This is a genomic window from Priestia megaterium, assembly GCF_023824195.1.
Classification (GTDB): Bacteria; Bacillota; Bacilli; order Bacillales; family Bacillaceae_H; genus Priestia; species Priestia megaterium_D.
Genome location: NZ_CP085442.1, coordinates 2,268,716 through 2,290,463 on the forward strand (window position 1 = coordinate 2,268,716; position 21,748 = coordinate 2,290,463).

Below are 21,748 nucleotides of genomic sequence, written 5' to 3' on the forward strand. Positions count from 1 at the left end.
GAAAGTCCTTTTTACTTTTATAGAGGTTTTAGCGTAAACGTGTTTGTATACGAGCGGTTAGCATATAGTGTGTAATCAGGATGTGTTTTAGCTCCCCAGCTGTCGTCTCCGCCAACGCCCATTTGCTTGTAGTTAACCCGCACGGTTACTGAATCGCTTGACGGCAATTTGTAAAAATGATCGTAAGCCTCCAGTTCAAAAGGTGAGTAAGGTAAAGCATTCAGCTCGACTGTTGGCAAACCTTTTAGCAAAAAGCCGCGTCCTTGATCATTTGTAATAGTGGCCCATCTAACGTCCGTTTTGTTTCCGCATTCTTGAGGGCGTAGATACGGTGTGACTTGCTCTTTTACACTGCCTTTATGAAGGCCAATCTTAGCGCCAGTTTTACGGTCCCAATAATTTTCATGAGGGCCTCTTCCGTACCATGTTAAAGAATCAAAAGTCTCATCCATCGTAAACAGCATGCCGATTTCAGGAATTTCAGGCATTGTCTCAGAAGGTGCTAAAGATTGTTCAATCTTCATTTCACCATCGTTATATAGCGTATACGTTACATAGCAAGAAGCAAGAGAGTTGTCTAAAGCTAGTTCAACCGAAATGATAACAAAGTCAATTTGCGGCTGAACACTTATTTTTTGCACATGCTGCTCTAAGCTTGCTTGACGCCACGTTTGACATCTTTCATGCAATTTATTTCCGAGGTCATTATCGGTTACTGCACGCCAAAAATTCGGACGGAAACCCGACGCAAGCAGCTCGGTGTGCTCATAGTTGTAAGAGATAAACTGTCCTTTTCGCTTATCAAAAATAGCCGTGAAGTTAGTTCCTGTAACCGTAAGCGTTTGTTCGTTTTGGTCAACGGTTAAAGCAGGATGAGCAGCTTTTACTGAAGGTACAGCGGTTTTCGCAGGCAGTACAAACTGTTCGTACGCCACTTCATATCCTGCTGAAGCCCAAGCTGTATCTTTGGACAATCTGAGAGAAAGAGTTAAAACAAATTCATCAGTTTCATTTTCTTGCTCATAAAGAGGATAAGAAAGCGTCAGTTCGTCTGTACCATCAGGAGCTACATTTAAAAGAGACGCATGTTTTTCAACGAGTTCACCGTTTTTTTCAACAGTCCAAACAAAATCATAGGCGTTCAAGTTTGTAAACAAGTGTTTGTTTTGAACGACAAATTTTCCTTTAGCAGCGTCGATTGCTGTCCACTTTACGGGCTGATAGCATTTTTTTACTTCTGCAATTTTTGGGCTAGCTGTCCCATCAGCAAAAATTAAGCCGTTTCCGCAGAAGTTGCCATCGTTTGGCGTATCACCAAAATCTCCCCCGTAAGCTAAGTAAGAAGTACCGTCTTCTGCTGTTGTTTGAAGAGCTTGATCTTTCCAGTCCCATATAAAACCGCCTTGCAAGATTGGATATTGTTCGAACAGCTCCCAGTATTTGTACAGATTTCCGCATGAATTGCCCATTGCATGACTGTATTCACATAAGATGTAAGGTTTTTTCGGATTCATTAATGCATAGCGCTCTACATCTGCTGGCTTAACGTACATCGTGCTTTCTATATCTGAAGCATCATAGTCGCGATGATGGAAAATTCCTTCGTAATGAACAAGTCTCGTGGAATCTTTTTCTTTAAAAAAGGTATACATATGCTGAAAGTTTTCTCCGCCAAATGATTCGTTTCCAAGCGACCAAATAATGATAGAAGGGTGGTTTTTGTCACGTTCGTACATCGAACGACAGCGATCCAATACGTTTTCTTTCCATTCTGGCTTGCTTCCTGGAACGGCTTTTTGCTCACCTTCTTGTAAATAAGTCCACGTTCCGTGCGTTTCTAAATTGGTTTCATCAATAACGTACAGTCCGTATTCATCACATAGTTCATACCATACTGAATCGTTAGGATAATGGGACGTACGCACCGCGTTAATATTATGCTGTTTCATCAGCAAAATGTCGTGAAGCATGTCTTCGCGCGTGATGCCTGCCCGGCCTTTTACTGAATCGAATTCGTGGCGATTCACTCCTCGAAGTACAATACGCTTGCCGTTGATTGTCATAAGACCGTTCTTTAGTTCAAACGTACGGAAGCCGACTTTACAGCTTTCTGTTTCAATAATAAAACCAGCAGAATTCTTTAAGCTGAGTACAAGCGTATACAAATTAGGACTTTCTGCGCTCCATTTTGCAGGGCTTTTAATGTGTGTACGCAAGGAGACTGTACATTGATCGCTCACACTTAAATTTGTTTGCAGCGGAGCTTGTAGTACTTCTTGGCCATCCGCGTCATACAGTATGGCTTCAAATGTTAGATCTTGAGTATCGTGCTCAAAGTAATTTAAAATATCAGCTGAAATGATAAGTTCACCATCTTGGTAGTTGTTATCAAGCGACGAACGAACGCTAAAGTCATAGATGTGAACCGGTGGAGTAGAATAGAGATACACATCTCGGAAGATGCCGCTCATTCGCCAAAAATCTTGGTCTTCAAGCCAGCTTGCATCACTCCAGCGATATACTTCTACTGCTATCGTATTTTCACCTTCTTGAAGGTAAGAAGTTATATCAAATTCAGCTGGAGTAAAGCTGTCTTCGCTGTATCCAACAAACTCACCGTTAATCCATACGTAAAAAGCAGATTCGACGCCTTGGAAGCTGACGTACACCGGCTGATCTTTCCATTCTGATTTAGGTGTAAAAGTACGGACGTACTGACCTACAGGGTTATATTTAGTCGGTGCAAAAGGAGGTTCGAGCTCTTCGTTTTCAACCCAAGGGTATGTCACGTTTGTATATTGAGGATAGTCATATCCTTGCAGCTGCCAGTGTGAAGGAACTGAAATAGAGTCCCATTTCTTATATGAAAACTCAGGAGCGAAAAAGTTTTTGACGCAGCCATCTGCATTTTCAGCAAAATGGAAGTACCAGCTGCCATTTAAGCTTTGATAGTAAACAGAAGATTTTCTATCATTTTTTAAGGCCTCTTCGACCGTTTGATAAGGCATAAGTAAAGCGTGTGCTTTCGAACGGTTCAATTGAAAAATTTCAGGGTTGTTATTCCATTCAGGGTATCCGTTTGCAGGTGCTGTATAATTAAATTTCTTGCCGGTTTTTAACATGTCGATCCCTCATTTCTAGATTACTAGGTTATTAGTTTATATGAAAATGATAACGTTTTCTGAAAACCTTATCAATCTAATTATTTTCATGATAATATAACTATATTCACATAAAAAGGGGGAAGTAATGTGGACCGTATGTACTTTCCGGCTCTTTCAGATGAAGATATGAAACTGCCATTTTATGTTACAAGCGCTGGAAGCTGGAGACATCAAACGCATATTAACCGTCAGGGAGAGTTTCCTGATTATCAATGGATTCAATGTATAAAAGGAAGAGGCGAGCTTCGTGTAAATGACGAGGTTTATATTATAAAAGAAAATGAAGGGATGTTTCTGACGCCGCACGTTCCGCATGAATACTATCCCGTTACGAGCGAATGGCAAGTATGCTGGGTTTCGTTTAACGGAAGTGTGATTGATGATATCATGCTTTCTCTTCAATTTATTAATTCGGGAAAAATCGTCCTTACAAATGCTGAAAGTCTTTACAGGATGCTTCAAGAACTAATGAATCGATTAGAAGAAAATCATACCTCTAGCACCATGCAGTGCTCTGAACTACTATATAGCGTCATTTTAAAACTTCGGCAGGACAGCGTATATATAGAAAGCAAAAGTCGCCTGCAGCAAATTACTCAGCTCAACCCAGTCCTTCGTTATATCGAGGAATATTATCATCAGCCGTTAACGCTAGAAGTACTGGCGCAGCAGCTCAACGTAACGGAGCAGTATACGTGTTTGCTTTTTCAACAATCTCTTGGCATCCGGCCATTTGAATACGTAACGCGCGTGCGGATTCAAAAAGCAAAGAAACTGCTGCTTAAAAACAACCAAATCTCTGTACAAGATATAGCAAGACAAGTAGGGTATGAACATCCAAGCTATTTTATCAAGCGCTTCAAAGAACAGGAAAACGTTACGCCAACTATTTTTCGGAAAATGTATTTTTCATAAGCTACATACATCGAGTTTTATCTAGGTCATAAGACATGATGTGGATGGTGGTTATTTCGTATGAGTTTAAAAAAAGAAATTAAATGTAGTTTTAAGTGAAAACGGGGAGGAAAAGTAGAGAGAAGAAACAAAAAGGAGGGATAAACGTGTTTGGGTTAAATGATCTTCCAAAGTTTGTGTGGTCATTCTGTCTTGTATTGCCACTTGTATCATTTATTCATCAGCTGGGGCATTCCGTCATGGCAATTATTTTCGGAGGGAAGGTCGATTTTACTATTGGGCGAGGGAAAACGATTCTTAAAATGGGGAAGTTTAAAATTAAGTCAGTCTATTTTTTAGACTCGTTTTGTAAATATGAAAATCTTAAGAATGACAGCCGCATTTCTCATGCAGTGGTGTATGCGGGTGGTGTACTGTTTAATTTGCTTACTATTTTTATAATAAATGGATTAATTATGGCTAATATTCTGCCTGAAGATATATTTTGCTATCAATTTGTTTATTTTTCAGTCTATTATGTTATTTTCTCACTGCTGCCAATTCAATATACAGAGACATCTGCAAGTGATGGACGTGCTATATATAACGTATTACGGTACGGGAAAACGTGTGATCCAGATTAAAGGGCTGTGTGTAGCAGCCTTTTTTGGTACGCTTTTTCTCGTTCATTTAAATAAAAAAAGGAAAACTTTACGAAAAGAAAATAGTAGCGGATAATAAAGATAGTAGATGATGGAATGTAAGAAAGGAGAGGATTCATACGATTATTGAGACCGAACGAATGACGCTGCGAGCCATGGCTGAAAGCGATGCAGGAAATTTACTAAAAATTTTTGAGGATGCTGAAGCAATGAAGTATTATTCTTCTACTAAAAGCGAACAAGACACACGCCGCTGGATTCAATGGATGAAGCAGCATTATCAAACATACGGCATTAGCATGTGGGTCGCTGAGGATAAACAGAAAGGAGAGTTTCTAGGGCAGTGCGGCATGGTTCTTCAAAAAGTAGACGGAAAGGTAGATCCAGAACTTGGTTATTTATTTTTACGCAGCCGCTGGGGGAAAGGCTATGCGAGTGAAGCAGCAAAAGCTTGCTTAGATTATGGACTTCATACGCTGAAATTTCAGAAGATTATATCATTAATAGATCCTGACAATTACCCATCGATTAAAGTGGCTGAAAGAATTGGCATGAAAAAAGAAAAGCAAGTTAACAAATGGGATAAATCATTATTCTTTTATAGTATATATAATGAAAAATGAGAGTATAGGAGTGTTAGCATGATCAACATTAAGAACGTTTCGGTAAAACGAGCAGAAAAAGAAATTTTAAAAAAGGTGTCGTGGCTAGTGGAAAAAGGGGAACATTGGTGTTTACTTGGGTTAAATGGTTCCGGAAAAACGACGCTTTTAAATATAATCAACGGATATATCTGGCCTACAAAAGGTCAAGTAGAAGTTCTTTCAAGGAGATTTGGAGAAACAAATCTGTCTGAGCTCAGAAAAGAAATCGGATGGGTAAGTTCTTCGCTTCAACAGCGGTTTCGAGATGACGATACGGTTTTAGAAATGATTTTAAGCGGAAAATTTGCATCTATTGGTTTATATGAACAAGTGGAGCAAAAAGATATGAACCAAGCCATAGAATTAATGCAGCTGCTAAATTGCGAAGATTTACAAAATCAGGCGTACGGAACACTTTCTCAAGGAGAGCGCCAGCGAGTGCTAATTGCCCGAGCTCTTATGGCTTCACCAAAGCTTTTAATACTTGATGAGCCATGTACAGGTCTAGACATAATAGCCCGAGAACAGCTTCTTCAGCTGATTGCAAAAATGGCAGAGCAGCCAAAAGCGCCTACGCTTATTTATGTTACTCACCATGTAGAAGAAATTTTGCCGTGCTTTACCCATACGCTTTGTATGCGCCAAGGAGAAGTGTTTTCTTCTGGAAAAACGAAAGACCAGCTCACTGAGCCGCATCTTTCTAAATTTTTTAATCACTCCGTAGAGATTCAGCAGCAGAAGGAACGCACTTGGCTGTCATTAAAAGAACCGGTAAAAAGCTGAGCTAGCGTCGAGAAACCTTCTTACATACCACGGGAAAAAGAGCGCTGCTTGCGATGGAAACAAGCTCATTGTGGAGATAATGTTTACATGCTACATAAATAGTGGTGCTGCAAATAATATCAATTAGTAAAAAAGCAGCAATGTCATGTTTATCAATGGTTACAAATACAAAAGAAGAGGAATCATAAGCTGTCATCGTTGGCTCCTTTGGTTATATCGTTATGTTACTTTATTCACAAAAGGCTTGGGCTATACGAACTTTTAAAGAAGTAAGATGAGGACAGCTGATTCTCTCCTCTACAGCTGATAATATTCTTGTTCGAGTATACTCATGATAATATCTGTCTGAAATGCTTCTTCAATAAAAGCACCTTCACGCTCTATTCCTTCTTTTACAAAACCGCATTTTTCATAACAAGCAATGGCTCTATGGTTGTATTCGAGCACTCGTAAATCGACTCTGTGCAAGTGAAGGTGTTCAAATGCGTACGCAAGTACCGATTTTGTAACTTCAGTGCCGAGCCCTTGATTCCAAACGGAAGAATCAAATAAACCAATTGCATACCGTGCGCGCCGGTCGTACTCGTTAACGGTCAGCCGGGCTTCTCCAACAAAACGCTGCTGATATTCAATACACCAATTCAGCTTTTGAGACTTTATGTACTCGACGTGCCGCTTGGCATCTTGTAATGTAAGAGGTTTTAAGTTTCGGGTATCGCCTCCGTACATGCGGATAAGTTCTTTTGTTTGTTTGCATGCTAGATAGTCATTTACATCGCTGTCTTTTGGTTTTCTTAGTATCACGTTTTTTCCTTTTAAAAGTGGTGAAACATTATTCATTTGATGCATCCTTTCTTTCCTAACATTTAAAAAGGTATTCCACTTGTTTCCTAAAAAACCTGCTTTTATGTATAAAAAGAAATTGAGACATAACTACGTCCATCGAATCTCAAGACAAACAAATGGGATCAATGCGCTAGTATGGAGTGCTTGTTACACCGCGGTTGATTCCTGTGCAAGACTTGGCTTTCCGCAGGCGGCCGATGAGCCTCCTCGTCGCAAACGCTTCTGCGGGGTCTCATCTATTCCGCTTTTCCCGCAGGAGTCTTCGCCTTGGCTTCCCATCAAACGCTGAAAGCAGCTACATACATGAAGCCTACGTTCACCCTACAAATGAAAAAATCCGAACGAGTTGGATTCTCAAGCAAGAATCTCGATTCATCGTTCGGATTTTCCTTCAGCTAAACTACTTTTGTCCCAGCCTCTTTACGAAGAATGTTTTTTTGCGTAGTGGGCAAGTGCAAGAAGAGGAAAAATATCATTGTAGCTGTGGTACTGAATATAAAATTGTCCAGGAAGACCAATTCCCGTGGGATAATGAGTTTGCTGCTCTGTAAGATTTGGATTCAGTAAAAATTTAATTCCTTTTTCAACGGCTCGATCTTTTAATGGACAGATTGTCATTAAAGCATCGAGAGCCCAAGCCGTTTGAGAAGGAGTGCTAAACGATAGTGGCACATATTTTTTTAAAGAAGCGCTATAGCATGATTCTCCGAATCCACCGTCTTCTTGTTGAATGCTTTTGAGCCAGTTGATAGCTTTGATGATACGCGGATCAGAAGCAGAAACCCCTACAGCACGGAGTCCTGTAATAGCGGCCCACGTTCCGTAAATGTAGCAAACTCCCCACCGGCCGTACCAGCTCCCGTTATCCAATTGATGATCAAACAGCCATTTTACTGCAGCTTTAATCGAAGGATGGGATTTATTCATGCCAGCAAAGTTTCCGAGGCACTCAAGCACTCGACCGGTTAAATCGGCAGTAGCCGGATCCGTCGCTGCATCTTTTGCATTTTCAAGCGGCAGATAAGTAAATAAAATAGAGTCGGTATTTTTTTCAAATGCAGCAAAACCCCCGTCTTTGTTTTGCATGGACAGCAGCCAGTTAATGCCTCTTTGCCAAGACTCCAAATAATCTGTATCGGTTTGTGCTCTTCTAGAAAGAGCTCTGATAGCAGCAGACGTATCGTCTAAGTCAGGGTTATTCGTATTGATATCGGAAAACCCCCAGCCTCCAGGTGCTGTATTTGGGTTATGAAACTGCCAATCTCCAAGCTTTGTATGCTGTCTTTTCTTTAAGTAGCGAGTCGTGCCTTTAATCATGGGATCTTGTTGCGGTACACCTGCTTCTTGTAGAGCGTAAGATAGCAGCGCGGTGTCCCAAACCGTTGACGTGGAGTTTTCTACGTGCACGTGGCCGCTGCATGTACTAAGTAGTGAACAAATACCGTCGATTGCTTTTTGGATCACAAATGAATCTTTTTTATAGCCAAGAGCCAAAAGCCCGTAAATCATAAAAAAAGTAGAGGTGGCGTAGCTGTAGAGTGTTCCATCTTTTTCAATTCTTTCCAGCATGTAACGCTCGGCTGCTTGATAACCAAGCTTGTGGATGTAAGAAGGTAAAGAAGCCAGCTGTTTTAAATGGTCGACTAAAAAAATAGAAGCGCGTGATTCTTGAGTAGTTTCATCCGATTCCTGTTTCTGTTCTCTTACATCTAAATGAGAAAGAGAAGGTGTATGCCTAGAAGTAAGTGAAAATTTTTTGTTTCCCGCTATCATCATCGGAACGAAGTGAATTCTGGCATAGGTGCTTAATTCATAAAAGTTGAGCGGTACATAGGTAGGCACGAGCAAAAGAGAAAGCGGGAGGTAAAATAGCTTTGGCCACTCGTATAAGCCGTTAACAGAAAGCATCCATCTTGTGAGAAAATGAGCGCGAGAAATGCCTCCTGAATCTATAATATATCTTTCTGCTTTTCGCAAAACCCGGTCGTTTTTTTGGTAATAGCCTGAATATAAAAGAGCTGTATAAGCTTGAATAGTGGCGGATAAGTTATGTTCTTCATCATCAAACAACGTCCAAAGACCATCTTCATTTTGAAGGGAAACGATCCGTTCGGTTAATTGTTTAATCAACACTTCTTTATCTAAATCAAAGGTGCGAAGAAGCATAATTAAAAACGCATCAGGCATAACGCCTGTTTCAAAACAGTAGCGAAATGACCCGTCATTTTTTTGTGTTGGGCGCAGATAGGCGATTCTTCGCTGAATCTCTAGCTGAACTTCCTTTAGCAATATGATCACCTCTTATGATAATGCTTTTCAATCTTTCGACCTGTTTCTTTATAACTGTATTCAAAGGAAGAGAGTTCTATGAGAGGAGAAAGTTGCAAAGAATAGAGCGCTTGCTGCACAATAAAGGTACTGGAAAATTGGAGTGATAGAAGTGAAAGAAATACAGGTAGAAGTCATTCAAGGGCGGGGCTCTTACCGAGAGCTTGGTAAAATGCAAGGGCAATTACATAAAGGAACAAAGCTGTTTGAAAATCATCAAAAAAGAAGAAAACGTTCATTACGAAGCTATCAAACGATAGCAAAAGAAGCTCGTCATTATTACGACTTATTTGCTCCCGGACTGTGGGATGAGCTAGTGGGCTTAGCAGAAGGCTTAGATTGGCCTCTTGAAGACGTTATTCATGAGTACAGCGGGTATCAGCAAGAGTGGAAGAAAACGGGATGTTCGGCTCTTATGCAGCACGGCGTGTATGTGCGAAACTACGATTATCATCCTAAAACGTACGAAGGTCGATTTTTGCTTTTTCAGCCAAATGAAGGATATGCAAGCGTCGGATTTGGAACGAGAATGATTGGGCGAATGGATGGAATGAATGAAAAAGGACTGGCAATTGGTTATCATTTTGTTAATCGCCGCCGTCAAACAAACGGATTTATTTGCTGTACGCTCGCTCGGTTTATTTTAGAAACATGTGAAACGACAGAAGAGGCTGTTGCTATTTTAGAAAGAGCACCTCATCGTCATGCGTTTAATTATTCCATTTATGACCGCAGCGGACAGGGAGCAGTAGTCGAAGCATCTGGACGAGGCGTTCATGTACAAAGAGGGACGATGATGGGGTGTACGAACCATTTTAATCAGCTAGTCGAAGAAAATCGTCATCATTTGGTAGAGTCAAAGGAAAGGCTCGATCATATTCGAGATCATATTGAAAAAAAGCTATCGCCTCTTGAAGCTTTCTCTTTATTTAATGAAGATGAATACGGTATTTTTAAAGAAGATTACCGGAATTCTGCTGGAACGCTTCATACAGTAGCATATGTACCGGAGACGCTGCAAGTCATTGTGGGGATTGGACGAAAAGCAAAACCTCTCATTTTCTCGTTTGAAGATTGGGTGAAAGGAGAACAATTAACTATAACGAAAATAAAAGGAACGGTAAATACAGATGAACCATTTCCGTTTCAGTAAGGAGCAGCACAGTGAGAATTGTAACGAATCAAGAGATGTATCAAGTAGATGATTATATGATGAATACAATTGGGATGAGTGAAGAGTCCCTTATGGAAAATGCCGGGCAGGCTGCTGCAAACGCGCTGAGTGAGCGAATCGAAAAACATGAAAACATAGGGCTGCTTATAGGAACGGGAAACAATGGAGGAGACGGCTTTGTTATTGCCCGTGCGTTGAAGTCAAAAGGCTATGAAGTTGACGTCTGGGTAGTTCCTGCACGGGAAAAAATAAAAGGCGCAGCTAAAAAAGCAATGATCATCTATGAAAATGCTGGGTTCACGTGGCAATCGGCGGGAGACAACTTCTCTGTAAAAAAGTATACGGTGATTATTGACTGTCTACTAGGGATAGGAGTAAAAGGCAGCATCAAATCTCCTTACGATGACATTATAAAAAAAATAAACGACTCTAAGGCTTACATATACAGCATCGATGTCCCAAGTGGAGTAATGGAACAGAAGCAAGAGCTTACGGTACGTGCAGATGCTACGATTACGCTTCAGCAGCCGAAAATCACGGCATTTACATACCCGAGCAAAGAAAGCTATGGTGAATTGATTGTAGTAGATATCGGTATTCCGCCGCTAGCAATTAAAAAAAGCTCATCTCCTAAAGAGGTATGGTCAACTCAGCATATTAAACAATCTTTTCCTATTCGGAATGCTTCGTCAAATAAAGGTACACACGGAAAAGGAATCGTAATAGGAGGTTCGCTTCAAACACCTGGAGCGCCGATGCTAACGTCAAAAGCAGCACTCACAAGCGGAGCAGGGCTTTTAACTCTTGCGCTTCCGAGCGATATTCATGCGATTGCAGCTGCTCACATGTTGGAAGTGATGTATAAACCATGTCCAAGCAAAGATGGCTTTTTTGCAGGCGAGATTCCTTTAGAAGAAGCGGAGTATGATGCAATTGCAGTCGGACCAGGGCTTGGGAGAACGAAAGAAACGAAGAAAGTCGTCGAACAAGTGCTTCACCAGCCGGTTTCTGTTGTGGTGGACGCCGATGGTCTTTTTCATCTTCCCCATTTAGAAAAAGAAGTAAAAGAAAGAGAACACGCAACGATTTTAACACCTCATCCGGGAGAAATGGCTAGACTCGTGGATACAACAATCTCAGAAGTAGAAGAAAATCGATTTTTAATATCTAGACAATACGCAGTGGAAAATGGTGTGTACCTTGTATTAAAAGGTCCAAACACGATTGTTACAACACCTGACGGAAAACAATACGTAAATACCACTGGAAACGCAGGGCTTGCGAAAGGCGGAACGGGTGACACGTTAACAGGGATCATCCTCGCTTTTATCATGCAGCATGATTCTCTTCAAGAAGCAATCAGTAATGCGGTATATGTTCACGGAAAAGCAGCGGATGTGCTGCTTGATCAGGGACATACAATGATGGATATGTTAGCAAGCGACGTTATTTCTGCACTTCCGGCAGTCTTAGGGCAGCTGAGTGAGAAGTAATTTCTTCTAGATTATTAAAATTTGTTGACAAAACCCTTCAAAAAGTTGTCAAAACTCTTTGTAAATGATAACGTTATTTTACGTAAGATTTTACATAGAAAGAAAGTGATTTTGTGTACTACTCAATGAGACCAAGAGGCATTCATTTAGCTGTGCCTACACTTTTCTTCCTTATTACAGTCGTGTTATTTGCGATGATGCAGTTTGGTTTTTATTTGGATTCCAGCATTCTTCGTAAAATTTGGGTCATCATTATGGCTTTATTGCCCATTGCTGGACTAATCACGGCTATTAAAGGTAGAAGAGGAAGCGCAAAGCCGTGGTTAATTATAGGGAACGTGATTCTTATTTTAACCGTTACAATAATGAGCGTACAGGCTATTATCTATTAAACAAAAAAACGTGTTCGCCAAACAGGCGGACACGTTTTTATTAGGAAAGAGAAACGATTTGCTTTGTTACATAGGCAGCTTCTCCTGCGATTACCACACCATACGTATTCTCTTTTTTTGTAATTTCTACATGAACTAAGCCATCTCTATCTATTTCCTGTCCTTGCTCAATCACAAATTGCCAGCGGTCGTTTTCTTGCTGGTCCACATATCTCGCGTAATAGGCGCCCATTACGCCAGAAGCTGTTCCAGTTACAGCGTCTTCTACCGTACCTGAAAATGGTGAAGAGAAATGTCTTCCGTGCATATGGGCTTCTGAGTGAATCGTTTCAAAACAAAAGGGATGAATAGATGCTTTTGGCATATCTGTTAAAATATGCGGGAAATCTTCTTGATTAGGCTTCATCTTTTTACAGGAATCTAAACTTTTTAAAGGTACAATAAGCGTCCAGTTCCCTGTACTTCCATATACAATAGGAAGTCTTTGATCAAGGTCATCAATATGAAGATTAAGAGCTTTTGCCAGTTTTTCTTTTGAACCTGAAAACGGATGAAACTGTGGAGAAGCTTGACTCATGGTGATAACAGGTTGTCCGTTTATGCTCTGTACAGTCATAGGCAAAATTCCAGCATTTGTTTCAACCGTAAATGTAGTTTTTGGAAGTTTGTTTTTACTATGTAAAGCATAAAGAGAAGCGATGGTAGCATGGCCACACAAATCTGCTTCTTGTCCGGGCGTAAAGTATCGAATTCGTAAATCAGCGCGGGAAGAGTCCATGATAAAAGCAGTTTCGTTAAACTGTGCTTGATAAGCAATCTTCTGCATTTCTTCAGCTGAAAAATCATCTCCGTTAAACACAATTCCTGCAGGGTTTCCTTTATTAGGGCGCGTGCTGAACGCATCGTATTGGTAAACAATCGCTTCTTTCATAGAAATTACCTCCATTTTTATATCATTGTATGAAAGCTTTAACCAGTGTTATTAAATGATCGGCTATTAAAATAGTGAAGTACCTGAACGTTATTTAGAATAAAAAAACAGCAGTTTTTACCTGCTGCTTTTCACTTCGCAAAACTATTTTTGCATCGCGGCATTTATTCCTTCTTTTCTAACTTCTAGCATATGAGTAGCTTTTTTATCAATATCTTTAGCTGTATCGGAAGAAATAACGCCTACGCTGCTTAAGTCATAGGCAAGACTTGTAACAAGCAGTTGCTCTCTTTGTGCTAGTGTGCCGTATGTAAGTGCAGCGGTTTTAGCTTGAATGCCACTCATATTTAATTCATCAGTAGAAGAAGCTGCTTCTTTTTTTGCGGCTATTACTTCTTGATAAAGAGAATCATATCCTCCAAACCCCACTTGCGCAATTAGAAAGTCATAAATGTCATCGGCTGATTTTTTAGAGGGCTGAGAAAAAGCTCTTTGAAATTTATTGCGCGGTAAAAATTTTAATGCTGCTTGCCTGCCATCTTCATAAATTTTTTCTTGTATTTCTTTAGTAGCTTTTTCTTCGCTTTTTTTCTGTGCTGCATCTAGCTGTTTGCGATATTTTTGAATAATGACTCCGTCCTGCTGATTGTTTCCCTCTTTGAAAGTAGCCGCTGCTTGTGGAACATCTGACGTTGCTAGAGTCTCAGCAGCGTTCTCTGAAGAAGAAAAGAACGTATTTTTGACAAAAATAAGTGCAAAGATCAGCAAAATAAACCATAAAAACCTGAATTTCTTAAACAAAATGTTCACCTCTGTATAATGTTTCTAAATTATGTAAAACAACATGGACCAGTATACAATAATTTTAGTGTTTTTTTACACATTTACCCAAAAATAAGAAAATAGTAAGAGGTGGTTTTATTAATCTAATAGATATATAGGTTCATTGTTAGGGTTCTAAAGAAACCATTGATCTATTTGTACTGATTCACATAATCGAATATGTTTTTGCTAATAAGGCTTAAAGTGACAAGGATAAAAAGCGTTCGGACGTACGTCACGCCTTTTGATAGAGCGACATTTGATCCGACAAAAGAACCCACGATCATCGCAAACCCCATAATTAATCCGTAAGAAAATACAACAGAATCAAAATATAAAAATACAAGCAAAGCACCTAAATTACTGCCGAAATTTAAAAATTTTGCGCTGCCTGCTGACTGCAGGAAATCAAATCCCATAAATAAAAAAGCAAATAAAATAAATGAGCCTGTGCCTGCTCCTAAAAATCCATCGTAAAAGCCAATAATAAAAATAAGTGCGGTAAAGAAAATAAGTTTCTTAATAGACAGCGGCTTATATGTGGACGTGGTGCCCCAGTTTTTTTTGAAGATTGTATAAATAGCAACTAAAACAAGGAGAATCAAAATAACCGGTTTCAAAAAAGCAGAGGATAGAAAATGAACGGTGATTGAACCTCCTAAAGAACCGATAAATACAAAAGGAAACCATTTACCTACGACGCGAAAATCGACTTTTCCGGATTTGACAAATCGAATGGTACTCGTTAATACGCCCATCGTTCCAGCTAATTTATTTGTAGCTAAGGCAGCAGCGGGAGGCAGGCCTAAAAATAAAAGGGCAGGCGTTGAAATTAAACCGCCTCCGCCAACTACAGAGTCAATGAATGCGGCTAAAAACCCAAATAGTAAAAGCAAAAGAACAATCTGTAAACTTAATTCTTCCATAAAGCACCTTCCTCATGTCATAATATATAGTGACTACTTAAATAGTAACTATATAAAAAGCGGTTGTAAATATGTAAATGATGAAAATTTCAAATAACTTAAAAAACAGGGAGGTTTCCTTTATGGAAAATATTATTCAGCAGCTGCAGTCGCTTGGATTTAATCAGTATGAATCAAAAGTATACGTGACGCTTGTCAAAAAAGGATCTTCCACTGCTTATAGCATTAGTAAACATTCAGGTGTGCCAAGAGCGCGTGTATACGATATTTTACAAACACTAGAGGAAAAAGGCATGGTGTTAAAAGAAGAGAGTAATGATGGCACCCAGTACACGTCACTGCCCGTCGATGCGTTTTTGCATTCGCTGCAAAAAAAATGGAACGAAACGTATGAAGACGTTAGCGAAACGCTTAAACGTCTTGAGGCTGCAGAGTCTATAGAAGAAAGCCGGGTTATGACGATGAAAGGAGAAAGAGCCATTCTTGCTTTTTGTGAGTCGCTATTGTTAAAAGCAAAAAATAAAATTGTCATCTCGCTTTGGCCCGATATTTATAATGAGTTGAAGCCTCTTTTATTACAGCTAAGGGAGAGTGTAACACTAAAAGGAATTGTGTTTGAACAAGATGAAGTGATGGAGGAATTTGACCGGCACCGTCATACAAGTTATACCGAAAACATTGGCAATCAAAACTGGTTTATTGTATCTGTTGACAGCAGTGAAATGATTTATGGTCATAAAGAAATGGCTTACTATACAAATAACGCAGTCAACATTAATTTACTTGAAAACTATATTTGGCATGATATCCTCGTTAACAGACTTGTAGAAAAAAGTGATCAGGAAATGGACAGGTGGATTGAAAGGGAAAGAGAAAGCTTTTTTGCGTAGAAAAACCCGCTTTATGCGGGTTTTATATTAAAAAGTTTGGGCAAGTTTTTTTGCTTCTGCTATTCCTTTTTCTTTAATTTCTTGGGCTTTATCTGGCATTGCGTTATGCCCCTCCACAAAAATGCCGTCTAACGAAGGTACTCCAAAGAAATTCATCATAATCCCAATATAACGATGCCCCATTTCCATATCAGCTGCAGGACCTTCAGAATAAATGCCTCCGCGTGCTTGAATATGAAGCGCTTTTTTATCCGTTAATAGCCCAACCGGACCCTCTGCCGTGTATTTAAATGACTTACCCGCTACGGCTACAGAGTCTAAATAGGCTTTCATAACTGGTGGAAATGAAAAGTTCCACATAGGCGTTACAAAAACATATTTGTCCGCTGCTACAAACTGTTCGCTCAATTCTGCAAGACGATTGACCTTTTCTTGTTCATGAGAAGAAAGTTCAGACCCAGCCTGAAGTTTGCCCCAGCCGCTAAATACATCCGCATCAATATGAGGAATATTCTCTTTGTAAAGGTCAATATGTACAACTTCGTCACTTGCATTATGCTCCTTGTAAGCATCAATAAACGCTTTTCCTGTTGCCATACTGAATGATTGAGACTCATCGTGAGGATGAGCTGTAATATAAAGTACTTTTGCCACGTGTTATCATCTCTTTCTTGTTTGAAATAATGTACTGTCTTATCGTTATCACTCGTATAAAAAACTATACGCACTTTGTTCAGTAAGCTGAAAAAGAGCATAGGAAAAGAATTTTTATATAGAAAATAATGGTATAATTAATATTTGAATATTTACATAACAAATGTGTATACAAAACAGAGAGTCGGTAAGAGGTGTAAACATGAAAGAAAAATGGATAATCGTCACGGGTGCAGGCTCCGGAATTGGCAAAAAAATTGTAAAAGAATTCGTGTTAAAGCGCTATTCAGTCATTGCTTGTGATATTAATGCTGAAGCTTTGAGACAACTAGCTCAAGATACAAAGGGCCATATTGAAACGTATGTAGTGGATGTTAAAAAAGGAAAGGATGTAAAAGATCTTTTTTATCAAATAAAAGATAAAAATTTGTATGGGTTAGTTAATAATGCAGGCGTGTATTTAGGGAAAAATTTATTGGATTATGAAGAAAACGAAATAGATTTTGTGATGGATATTAATATTAAAGGATATGTTTATTTCTCCAAGTACTTTGGCGAATTATTAATGAAAAAGGAAACAGAAGGAGCGATTATTAATATATCGTCCGTGTCAGGAATGGAAGGAAGCTCCGATGCTATATATGGAATGTCTAAAGCAGCAATACTAGGATTAACCAAGAGCTGTGCGATGAATTTTTCTCCTTATATCCGGGTGAATGCCGTAGCACCTACAATGGTAAATACCGATATGATGAAAAATATTCCAGAGTGGCGCAAAAATGAATACATCGCTCATCAGCTGATTCCAAGCTTTGTTACGCCTCAAGACGTGGCAGATACGGTTCTTTTTTTACTGAGCCCTCAAGCAAAACATTATACAGGAGCCACATTGGATTTGAATAGCGGATGTTATTTACGATAAATTATCTTTTGAAAGAGGCTGGGACAAAAATATTTTAGTTAAAGGTAAATTCGAATGATCAATCGATATTATTGACTGACCATTCGAATTTTTACTGTTATTATGAACGTTGGTTTCACCGCTTCTAGCTGTTAATTGAAAGGCAAGGCGAAGACTCCTGCGGGAAAAGCGGAATAGGTGAGACCCCGCAGAAGCGGAAGCGACGAGGAGGCTCACCGGCCGCCCGCGGAAAGCGAAGTCTTGCACGGAAATCAACAGCGGTGTCACGAGCAATCCATATGAGTTTATTAATCCAATTTGCTCGTCTTTAGATTGGGTTAATTCCGTTATGTCTCAACCTTTTTTGTTTTCTTAAGAATTCTTAAGAAAATTAATTAATGTTTCTTTAGTTTTTTTTTCTATTCTAGAAAGAAAGAGTAGAAAGAAGGAATAGAAAATGAATTTAGCTTTTATGTATCAATATTTTCATCAGCCGAGAACGGTAGGAGCACTTTTGCCAAGCTCTACGCACTTAGCGGAAAAAATGGTAAAAGCGATTGATTTTGAACATGCAGCCTGTATAGTAGAGTACGGGCCAGGAACCGGAGTTTTTACCCGTGAATTAATAAGAAGACGAAGCGCTTGTACAACTTTGCTTCTTATCGAATACAACCGGCAATTTTACGAAAAAGTAAAGGAACAAGTAAAGGATGAAAAAAATGTGTATGTGATACACGGCTCAGCTGAAAATGTTCAAAAGTACTTGATACAGTACGATATTCCAAAAGTAGATTACGTATTATCAGGTCTTCCTTTTGCCTCGCTGCCCTCTGAAGTGTCCGACTGTATTCTGCAAAACACGCGTAGCATATTAGCTGATGAAGGGAAATTTATTACGTTTCAGTATACGAATTTAAAAAAAGAGTTGATCCGCACGTTTTTCCCGCAGATTGAAGCGGAAAAAGAGTGGAGAAATGTTCCTCCCGCATATATTTTTACATGCGAAAAGAATGAGATATAAGGAGTTTGTAAATGAAAGACAGAATTTTAATTATAGATGACGATGAGCAAATTCGTAATTTAATTGCTATTTACTTAGAAAATGAAGGATTTGAAGCGCTGAAAGTTTCTAATGCTGTATCTGGATTAGCGCTTTTAGAGGAACAAGAAGTAGATTTAATTATATTAGATATTATGATGCCGCAGATGAATGGAATTGACGCTGCTTTTAAAATACGTGAAGAAAAAAACATGCCCATTATTATGCTGTCGGCTAAGTCAGAAGATATGGATAAGATTTCTGGCTTAACAGCAGGAGCAGATGATTACTTAACAAAACCATTTAATCCTCTCGAGCTCATCGCGCGGGTTAAATCACAAATTAGACGCTATAAAAAATACAATGAACGTGCTGAACGCGATATTATTCAAATTGGCGATTTGGAAATTAACCGCAGCACCCGCCTTGTCTTTGTGCGCGGCCAAGAGATTCGTTTAACACCAAAAGAGTTTGATATTTTAGAGCTGCTGGCACGCAACAAAGGAACGGTGATGAGTATGGGGAAAATATATGAAGCCGTGTGGCAAGAAGATGCGTTTAAATCGGATAATACCGTAATGGTTCATATTACAAAGATTCGCGAAAAAATTGAGGATAATCCGAAAAAGCCAATTTATATTAAAACCATATGGGGCGTAGGATACAGGATATGAAAAGAATAAGTGTAAAGCTTCTTTTTGCTATGATTATAAGTTTTTTGGTCGCCAATTTAACGTTTGTTTTAATTGCCAGGTTTGTTTTGAACAGCTATATACAAGAAGAGAAAATGAATGTTTCTGCATATAATCTATTGGCATTTGGGCTTATTTTTATTGCTGTAGTGATTTTTGTTTTGGTTTTTCTAGTACTTATTCGTTCCCATATCCGTTATCTTAAAGAAATCTCTAAACAAGTTCAAAAAATCTCAAATGGAGATTTAGGCGCAACCATCCATGTACGAGGAAAAGATGAACTGGCTGAGCTAAGTCAAAATATTAACAAAATGTCTGCGCAGCTTCGTACAAAATTTAATCGCGAACGAGAAATCGAACAAGCAAAAAATGAGCTAATATCCAGTGTGTCTCACGATCTGCGCACGCCGTTAACCTCCATTGTGGGGTACCTCGATTTAATTAAAAAAAGAGAAAATTTAGATGATGAAACATTAGATAGCTATTTATATATTGTCGATTCAAAAGCAAATTATTTAACGGATTTAATTGAAGAGTTGTTTGACTATACAAAATTAACGAGTCCCGATCTTCAGCTTCAACGAAATGAAGTGGATATGAAACGTTTGCTTCAGCAGGTGATAGGAGAGTACGAGCCGATTTTAAAAAGAGAAGGCATTGACGTTCAGACTAGCTTTGCTTGTGAATGGAATGCATTTATTGATGTGGAAAAAATGGTAAGAGTATTTCAAAACTTGCTCGAAAATGTCAAGAAATACAGCAAAAAGCCTTCCGTATTAGAGGTGAATCAGGAAATTTACGAGGGTTCCTTAATTATTTCCTTTAGGAACAGCATTAACATCAGTGAAAAAATGGAGGTAGAAAAGTTGTTTGATCGATTTTATCGAGGTGATGAATCAAGAACGGATGCGAATGGTTCAGGCTTAGGACTGGCTATTGCTAAACAAATCATCCTGCTTCATCAAGGAGATATACGAGCAGAGCTTCAGCGTAATAAGCTCACTTTTTTTATAAAGCTGCCGCTAACACAAGAAAGCCTTGAGAATCATAAGTAAAGATTCTTAAGGCTTTTTGCTACTATTTTAATACCGTATTCAAATTCTGGAAGCGTCGCATAAGCAAAGGATATTCTGATATGCTGCGATGTTTCATGATCATACAATGCGCCTGGATTTAAAAGGACGCCTTGATCTAGACAGTGCTTAAATAATTTCCGCATCGAAACAGGCTTATGCAGCGTAAGCCAAAAATAAAAACCTCCGCTCGGAACATTCCATGTAGCCAGACTCTCCAAATGCTTCTCTAAAATAGCCTGTGCTTTCTGAGATTTTTCTTTTAATTTGTACCGTACGCTGGCAACGTGATTGTCATAAATTCCTGTCTTAAGAGCTTCAGCAGCAGCCCATTGAGATAAGGAACTAGCTCCGTAGTCAACTTGCATTTTAAGATCGGCCAATCGCTCAATGACATGTTCTGGCCCGATAACCCATCCAATTCGAAATCCTGGACTGAAGGCTTTAGAGAACGTTCCTAAATAAAGAACCATTCCGTTTTTATCCTGAGCTTTTAATGAAAGCGGAGGGGGTGAATGAAACCAAAGCTCTCCGTAAGCATCATCTTCAATAATAGGCAAATGCATCATTTCACACTGATGAAGCAGCTCTTGACGCCTTTGTTCGCTCATCGTCACATTGGTGGGGTTATGAAAGTTCGGTATCGTATATAAGACTGTGCCTTTTTCTTTTTCATGCTGGTCTTTTAATGAAGCTAAATGAATTCCTTCTTCGTCTAACGAAACGCCCGTTATTTTCATTTGTGCGGACTGAAATAACGGCAGAGAATAAAGATAAGAAGGTTTTTCAGCTAATATATTGGCACCTGGAGGCAGCAGGCCGATTGAAATTAATTGAAGGGCTTGAAGTGAACCGGATACAATTAAAATAGATGAAGGAGAAGTTTCAATGCCTCGTTTTTTAACATGCTTCACTAACTCTTGTCGCAGTTCATCATTTCCTCTTGGGTGCTCGTAGCCTAAGTGTACGCTTCTATGATTAATTCCGCTAAACAGTTCGAAAAGCTGATGGGAAGGGAGCAGGTCAGGTGCTAACTCTCCAGTTCCCAAACGAATAATGCCCCGTTGAAATTCAGCTTCGTTAATATGGCGGATAGTCGAAGAATTTGGTTGGTATATTCCTGCCTCTACATAAGAATTCCAGTTCATGTGAGAACCTGATGCTAGTAAGCTCCACGTATTGTTAATGACTTTGGTTCCACCACCTTTGTTTCCACTAAGCAGTCCTTCAGCAATTAAGTTGTCGGTTGCTGTTACCACCGTGCTTCTATTTATAGAAAAGGCAGCAGCTAAATGGCGCTGCGAAGGAATTTTAGTTCCAATAGGCCATTCTCCATTTGTAATTTTCTCTTTCATATACTCTTGAATTTGTTTGTGCAATGGCTTTTTATCAGCCGGGTTTGGAGTCCAATTCATGTGAGACCACCTTTTTGTAATTTGG

22 protein-coding genes are annotated in these 21,748 nt (G+C 39.3%); 12 read left to right on the plus strand and 10 right to left on the minus strand.

Annotation, left to right across the window (positions count from 1 at the left end):
* Window positions 1-17: 17 nt before the first annotated feature.
* Complete coding sequence (lacZ, locus tag LIS78_RS11455) at window positions 18-3,122, minus strand: beta-galactosidase, LacZ type (protein ID WP_252285180.1); 3,105 nt, start codon at window positions 3,120-3,122, stop codon at window positions 18-20.
* Between the two features lie 138 nt (window positions 3,123-3,260).
* Here lacZ and LIS78_RS11460 point away from each other — a divergent pair, with 138 nt between their 5' ends.
* The 4 genes from LIS78_RS11460 to LIS78_RS11475 all read left to right on the plus strand — a co-directional run bounded on the left by LIS78_RS11460 (window position 3,261) and on the right by LIS78_RS11475 (window position 6,147).
* Window positions 3,261-4,079, plus strand: a complete 819-nt coding sequence (locus tag LIS78_RS11460) for an AraC family transcriptional regulator (protein WP_229754639.1) — start codon at window positions 3,261-3,263, stop codon at window positions 4,077-4,079.
* 146 nt (window positions 4,080-4,225) lie between these two features.
* Window positions 4,226-4,702 (plus strand): site-2 protease family protein, encoded by a 477-nt coding sequence (locus LIS78_RS11465; protein ID WP_116072514.1) that lies wholly within the window; start codon window positions 4,226-4,228, stop codon window positions 4,700-4,702.
* 158 nt (window positions 4,703-4,860) lie between these two features.
* Window positions 4,861-5,343: a GNAT family N-acetyltransferase gene (locus LIS78_RS11470; protein ID WP_252285181.1), complete on the plus strand. Its 483-nt coding sequence runs from the start codon at window positions 4,861-4,863 to the stop codon at window positions 5,341-5,343.
* Between the two features lie 18 nt (window positions 5,344-5,361).
* Window positions 5,362-6,147 carry an ABC transporter ATP-binding protein gene (locus tag LIS78_RS11475; protein WP_252285182.1) on the plus strand — a complete coding sequence of 262 codons (786 nt, stop codon included), beginning with the start codon at window positions 5,362-5,364 and terminating at the stop codon, window positions 6,145-6,147.
* Between the two features lies 1 nt (window position 6,148).
* Here LIS78_RS11475 and LIS78_RS11480 read toward each other — a convergent pair whose 3' ends face one another.
* The 4 genes from LIS78_RS11480 to LIS78_RS11490 form a co-directional block, all read right to left on the minus strand.
* The gene (locus LIS78_RS11480; RefSeq protein WP_209151604.1) at window positions 6,149-6,343 is read right to left on the minus strand and encodes a hypothetical protein; all 195 of its coding nucleotides are present in this window, start codon (window positions 6,341-6,343) and stop codon (window positions 6,149-6,151) included.
* A gap of 101 nt (window positions 6,344-6,444) precedes the next feature.
* Window positions 6,445-6,987, minus strand: coding sequence for a GNAT family N-acetyltransferase (locus LIS78_RS11485; protein WP_209151605.1), 543 nt, complete (start codon window positions 6,985-6,987; stop codon window positions 6,445-6,447).
* Window positions 6,988-7,140: 153 nt separating this feature from the next.
* A complete protein-coding gene (locus tag LIS78_RS31360) occupies window positions 7,141-7,275 on the minus strand; it encodes a hypothetical protein (RefSeq protein ID WP_280640327.1) in 135 nt (44 codons plus the stop codon).
* A 138-nt stretch (window positions 7,276-7,413) separates the two neighbouring features.
* A complete protein-coding gene (locus LIS78_RS11490; RefSeq protein WP_209151606.1) occupies window positions 7,414-9,291 on the minus strand; it encodes a terpene cyclase/mutase family protein in 1,878 nt (625 codons plus the stop codon).
* Window positions 9,292-9,433: 142 nt separating this feature from the next.
* Between LIS78_RS11490 and LIS78_RS11495 the strand changes: the two genes are divergently transcribed.
* The 3 genes from LIS78_RS11495 (at window position 9,434) to LIS78_RS11505 (ending at window position 12,380) form a co-directional block, all read left to right on the plus strand.
* Window positions 9,434-10,474, plus strand: coding sequence for a C45 family autoproteolytic acyltransferase/hydrolase (locus LIS78_RS11495; protein ID WP_252285183.1), 1,041 nt, complete (start codon window positions 9,434-9,436; stop codon window positions 10,472-10,474).
* A gap of 11 nt (window positions 10,475-10,485) precedes the next feature.
* A complete protein-coding gene (locus LIS78_RS11500) occupies window positions 10,486-11,988 on the plus strand; it encodes an NAD(P)H-hydrate dehydratase (protein WP_209151608.1) in 1,503 nt (500 codons plus the stop codon).
* A 113-nt stretch (window positions 11,989-12,101) separates the two neighbouring features.
* A complete protein-coding gene (locus tag LIS78_RS11505; RefSeq protein ID WP_223260155.1) occupies window positions 12,102-12,380 on the plus strand; it encodes a hypothetical protein in 279 nt (92 codons plus the stop codon).
* Window positions 12,381-12,420: 40 nt separating this feature from the next.
* On the opposite strand, the gene LIS78_RS11510 is transcribed toward LIS78_RS11505, so the two are convergent.
* The 3 genes from LIS78_RS11510 to LIS78_RS11520 form a co-directional block, all read right to left on the minus strand.
* The gene (locus LIS78_RS11510; RefSeq protein ID WP_195780173.1) at window positions 12,421-13,311 is read right to left on the minus strand and encodes a PhzF family phenazine biosynthesis isomerase; all 891 of its coding nucleotides are present in this window, start codon (window positions 13,309-13,311) and stop codon (window positions 12,421-12,423) included.
* A gap of 144 nt (window positions 13,312-13,455) precedes the next feature.
* Window positions 13,456-14,121, minus strand: coding sequence for a hypothetical protein (locus tag LIS78_RS11515; protein ID WP_252285184.1), 666 nt, complete (start codon window positions 14,119-14,121; stop codon window positions 13,456-13,458).
* A gap of 164 nt (window positions 14,122-14,285) precedes the next feature.
* Window positions 14,286-15,059 carry a sulfite exporter TauE/SafE family protein gene (locus tag LIS78_RS11520; RefSeq protein WP_013056888.1) on the minus strand — a complete coding sequence of 258 codons (774 nt, stop codon included), beginning with the start codon at window positions 15,057-15,059 and terminating at the stop codon, window positions 14,286-14,288.
* A 122-nt stretch (window positions 15,060-15,181) separates the two neighbouring features.
* Here LIS78_RS11520 and LIS78_RS11525 point away from each other — a divergent pair, with 122 nt between their 5' ends.
* On the plus strand, window positions 15,182-15,949 hold the full coding sequence (locus LIS78_RS11525; protein WP_195780171.1) for a TrmB family transcriptional regulator: 768 nt from the start codon (window positions 15,182-15,184) through the stop codon (window positions 15,947-15,949).
* 27 nt (window positions 15,950-15,976) lie between these two features.
* Here LIS78_RS11525 and LIS78_RS11530 read toward each other — a convergent pair whose 3' ends face one another.
* Complete coding sequence (locus LIS78_RS11530) at window positions 15,977-16,603, minus strand: FMN-dependent NADH-azoreductase (protein ID WP_195780170.1); 627 nt, start codon at window positions 16,601-16,603, stop codon at window positions 15,977-15,979.
* 202 nt (window positions 16,604-16,805) lie between these two features.
* Between LIS78_RS11530 and LIS78_RS11535 the strand changes: the two genes are divergently transcribed.
* The 4 genes from LIS78_RS11535 (at window position 16,806) to LIS78_RS11550 (ending at window position 20,290) form a co-directional block, all read left to right on the plus strand.
* Entirely contained in the window at window positions 16,806-17,525 is a 720-nt protein-coding gene (locus LIS78_RS11535; protein WP_252285185.1) for an SDR family NAD(P)-dependent oxidoreductase, read from the plus strand.
* A 436-nt stretch (window positions 17,526-17,961) separates the two neighbouring features.
* Window positions 17,962-18,525 (plus strand): class I SAM-dependent methyltransferase, encoded by a 564-nt coding sequence (locus tag LIS78_RS11540; RefSeq protein WP_252285186.1) that lies wholly within the window; start codon window positions 17,962-17,964, stop codon window positions 18,523-18,525.
* A gap of 11 nt (window positions 18,526-18,536) precedes the next feature.
* Window positions 18,537-19,217, plus strand: a complete 681-nt coding sequence (locus LIS78_RS11545) for a response regulator transcription factor (protein ID WP_209151613.1) — start codon at window positions 18,537-18,539, stop codon at window positions 19,215-19,217.
* Window positions 19,214-20,290: a HAMP domain-containing sensor histidine kinase gene (locus tag LIS78_RS11550; RefSeq protein ID WP_252285187.1), complete on the plus strand. Its 1,077-nt coding sequence runs from the start codon at window positions 19,214-19,216 to the stop codon at window positions 20,288-20,290. Before LIS78_RS11545 ends, LIS78_RS11550 begins: the two co-directional genes overlap by 4 nt.
* Here the strand turns inward: LIS78_RS11550 and LIS78_RS11555 are convergent.
* A complete protein-coding gene (locus tag LIS78_RS11555; RefSeq protein WP_252285188.1) occupies window positions 20,281-21,723 on the minus strand; it encodes an aminotransferase-like domain-containing protein in 1,443 nt (480 codons plus the stop codon). The two genes, LIS78_RS11550 and LIS78_RS11555, sit on opposite strands and share 10 nt — an antisense overlap.
* Window positions 21,724-21,748: the final 25 nt, after the last annotated feature.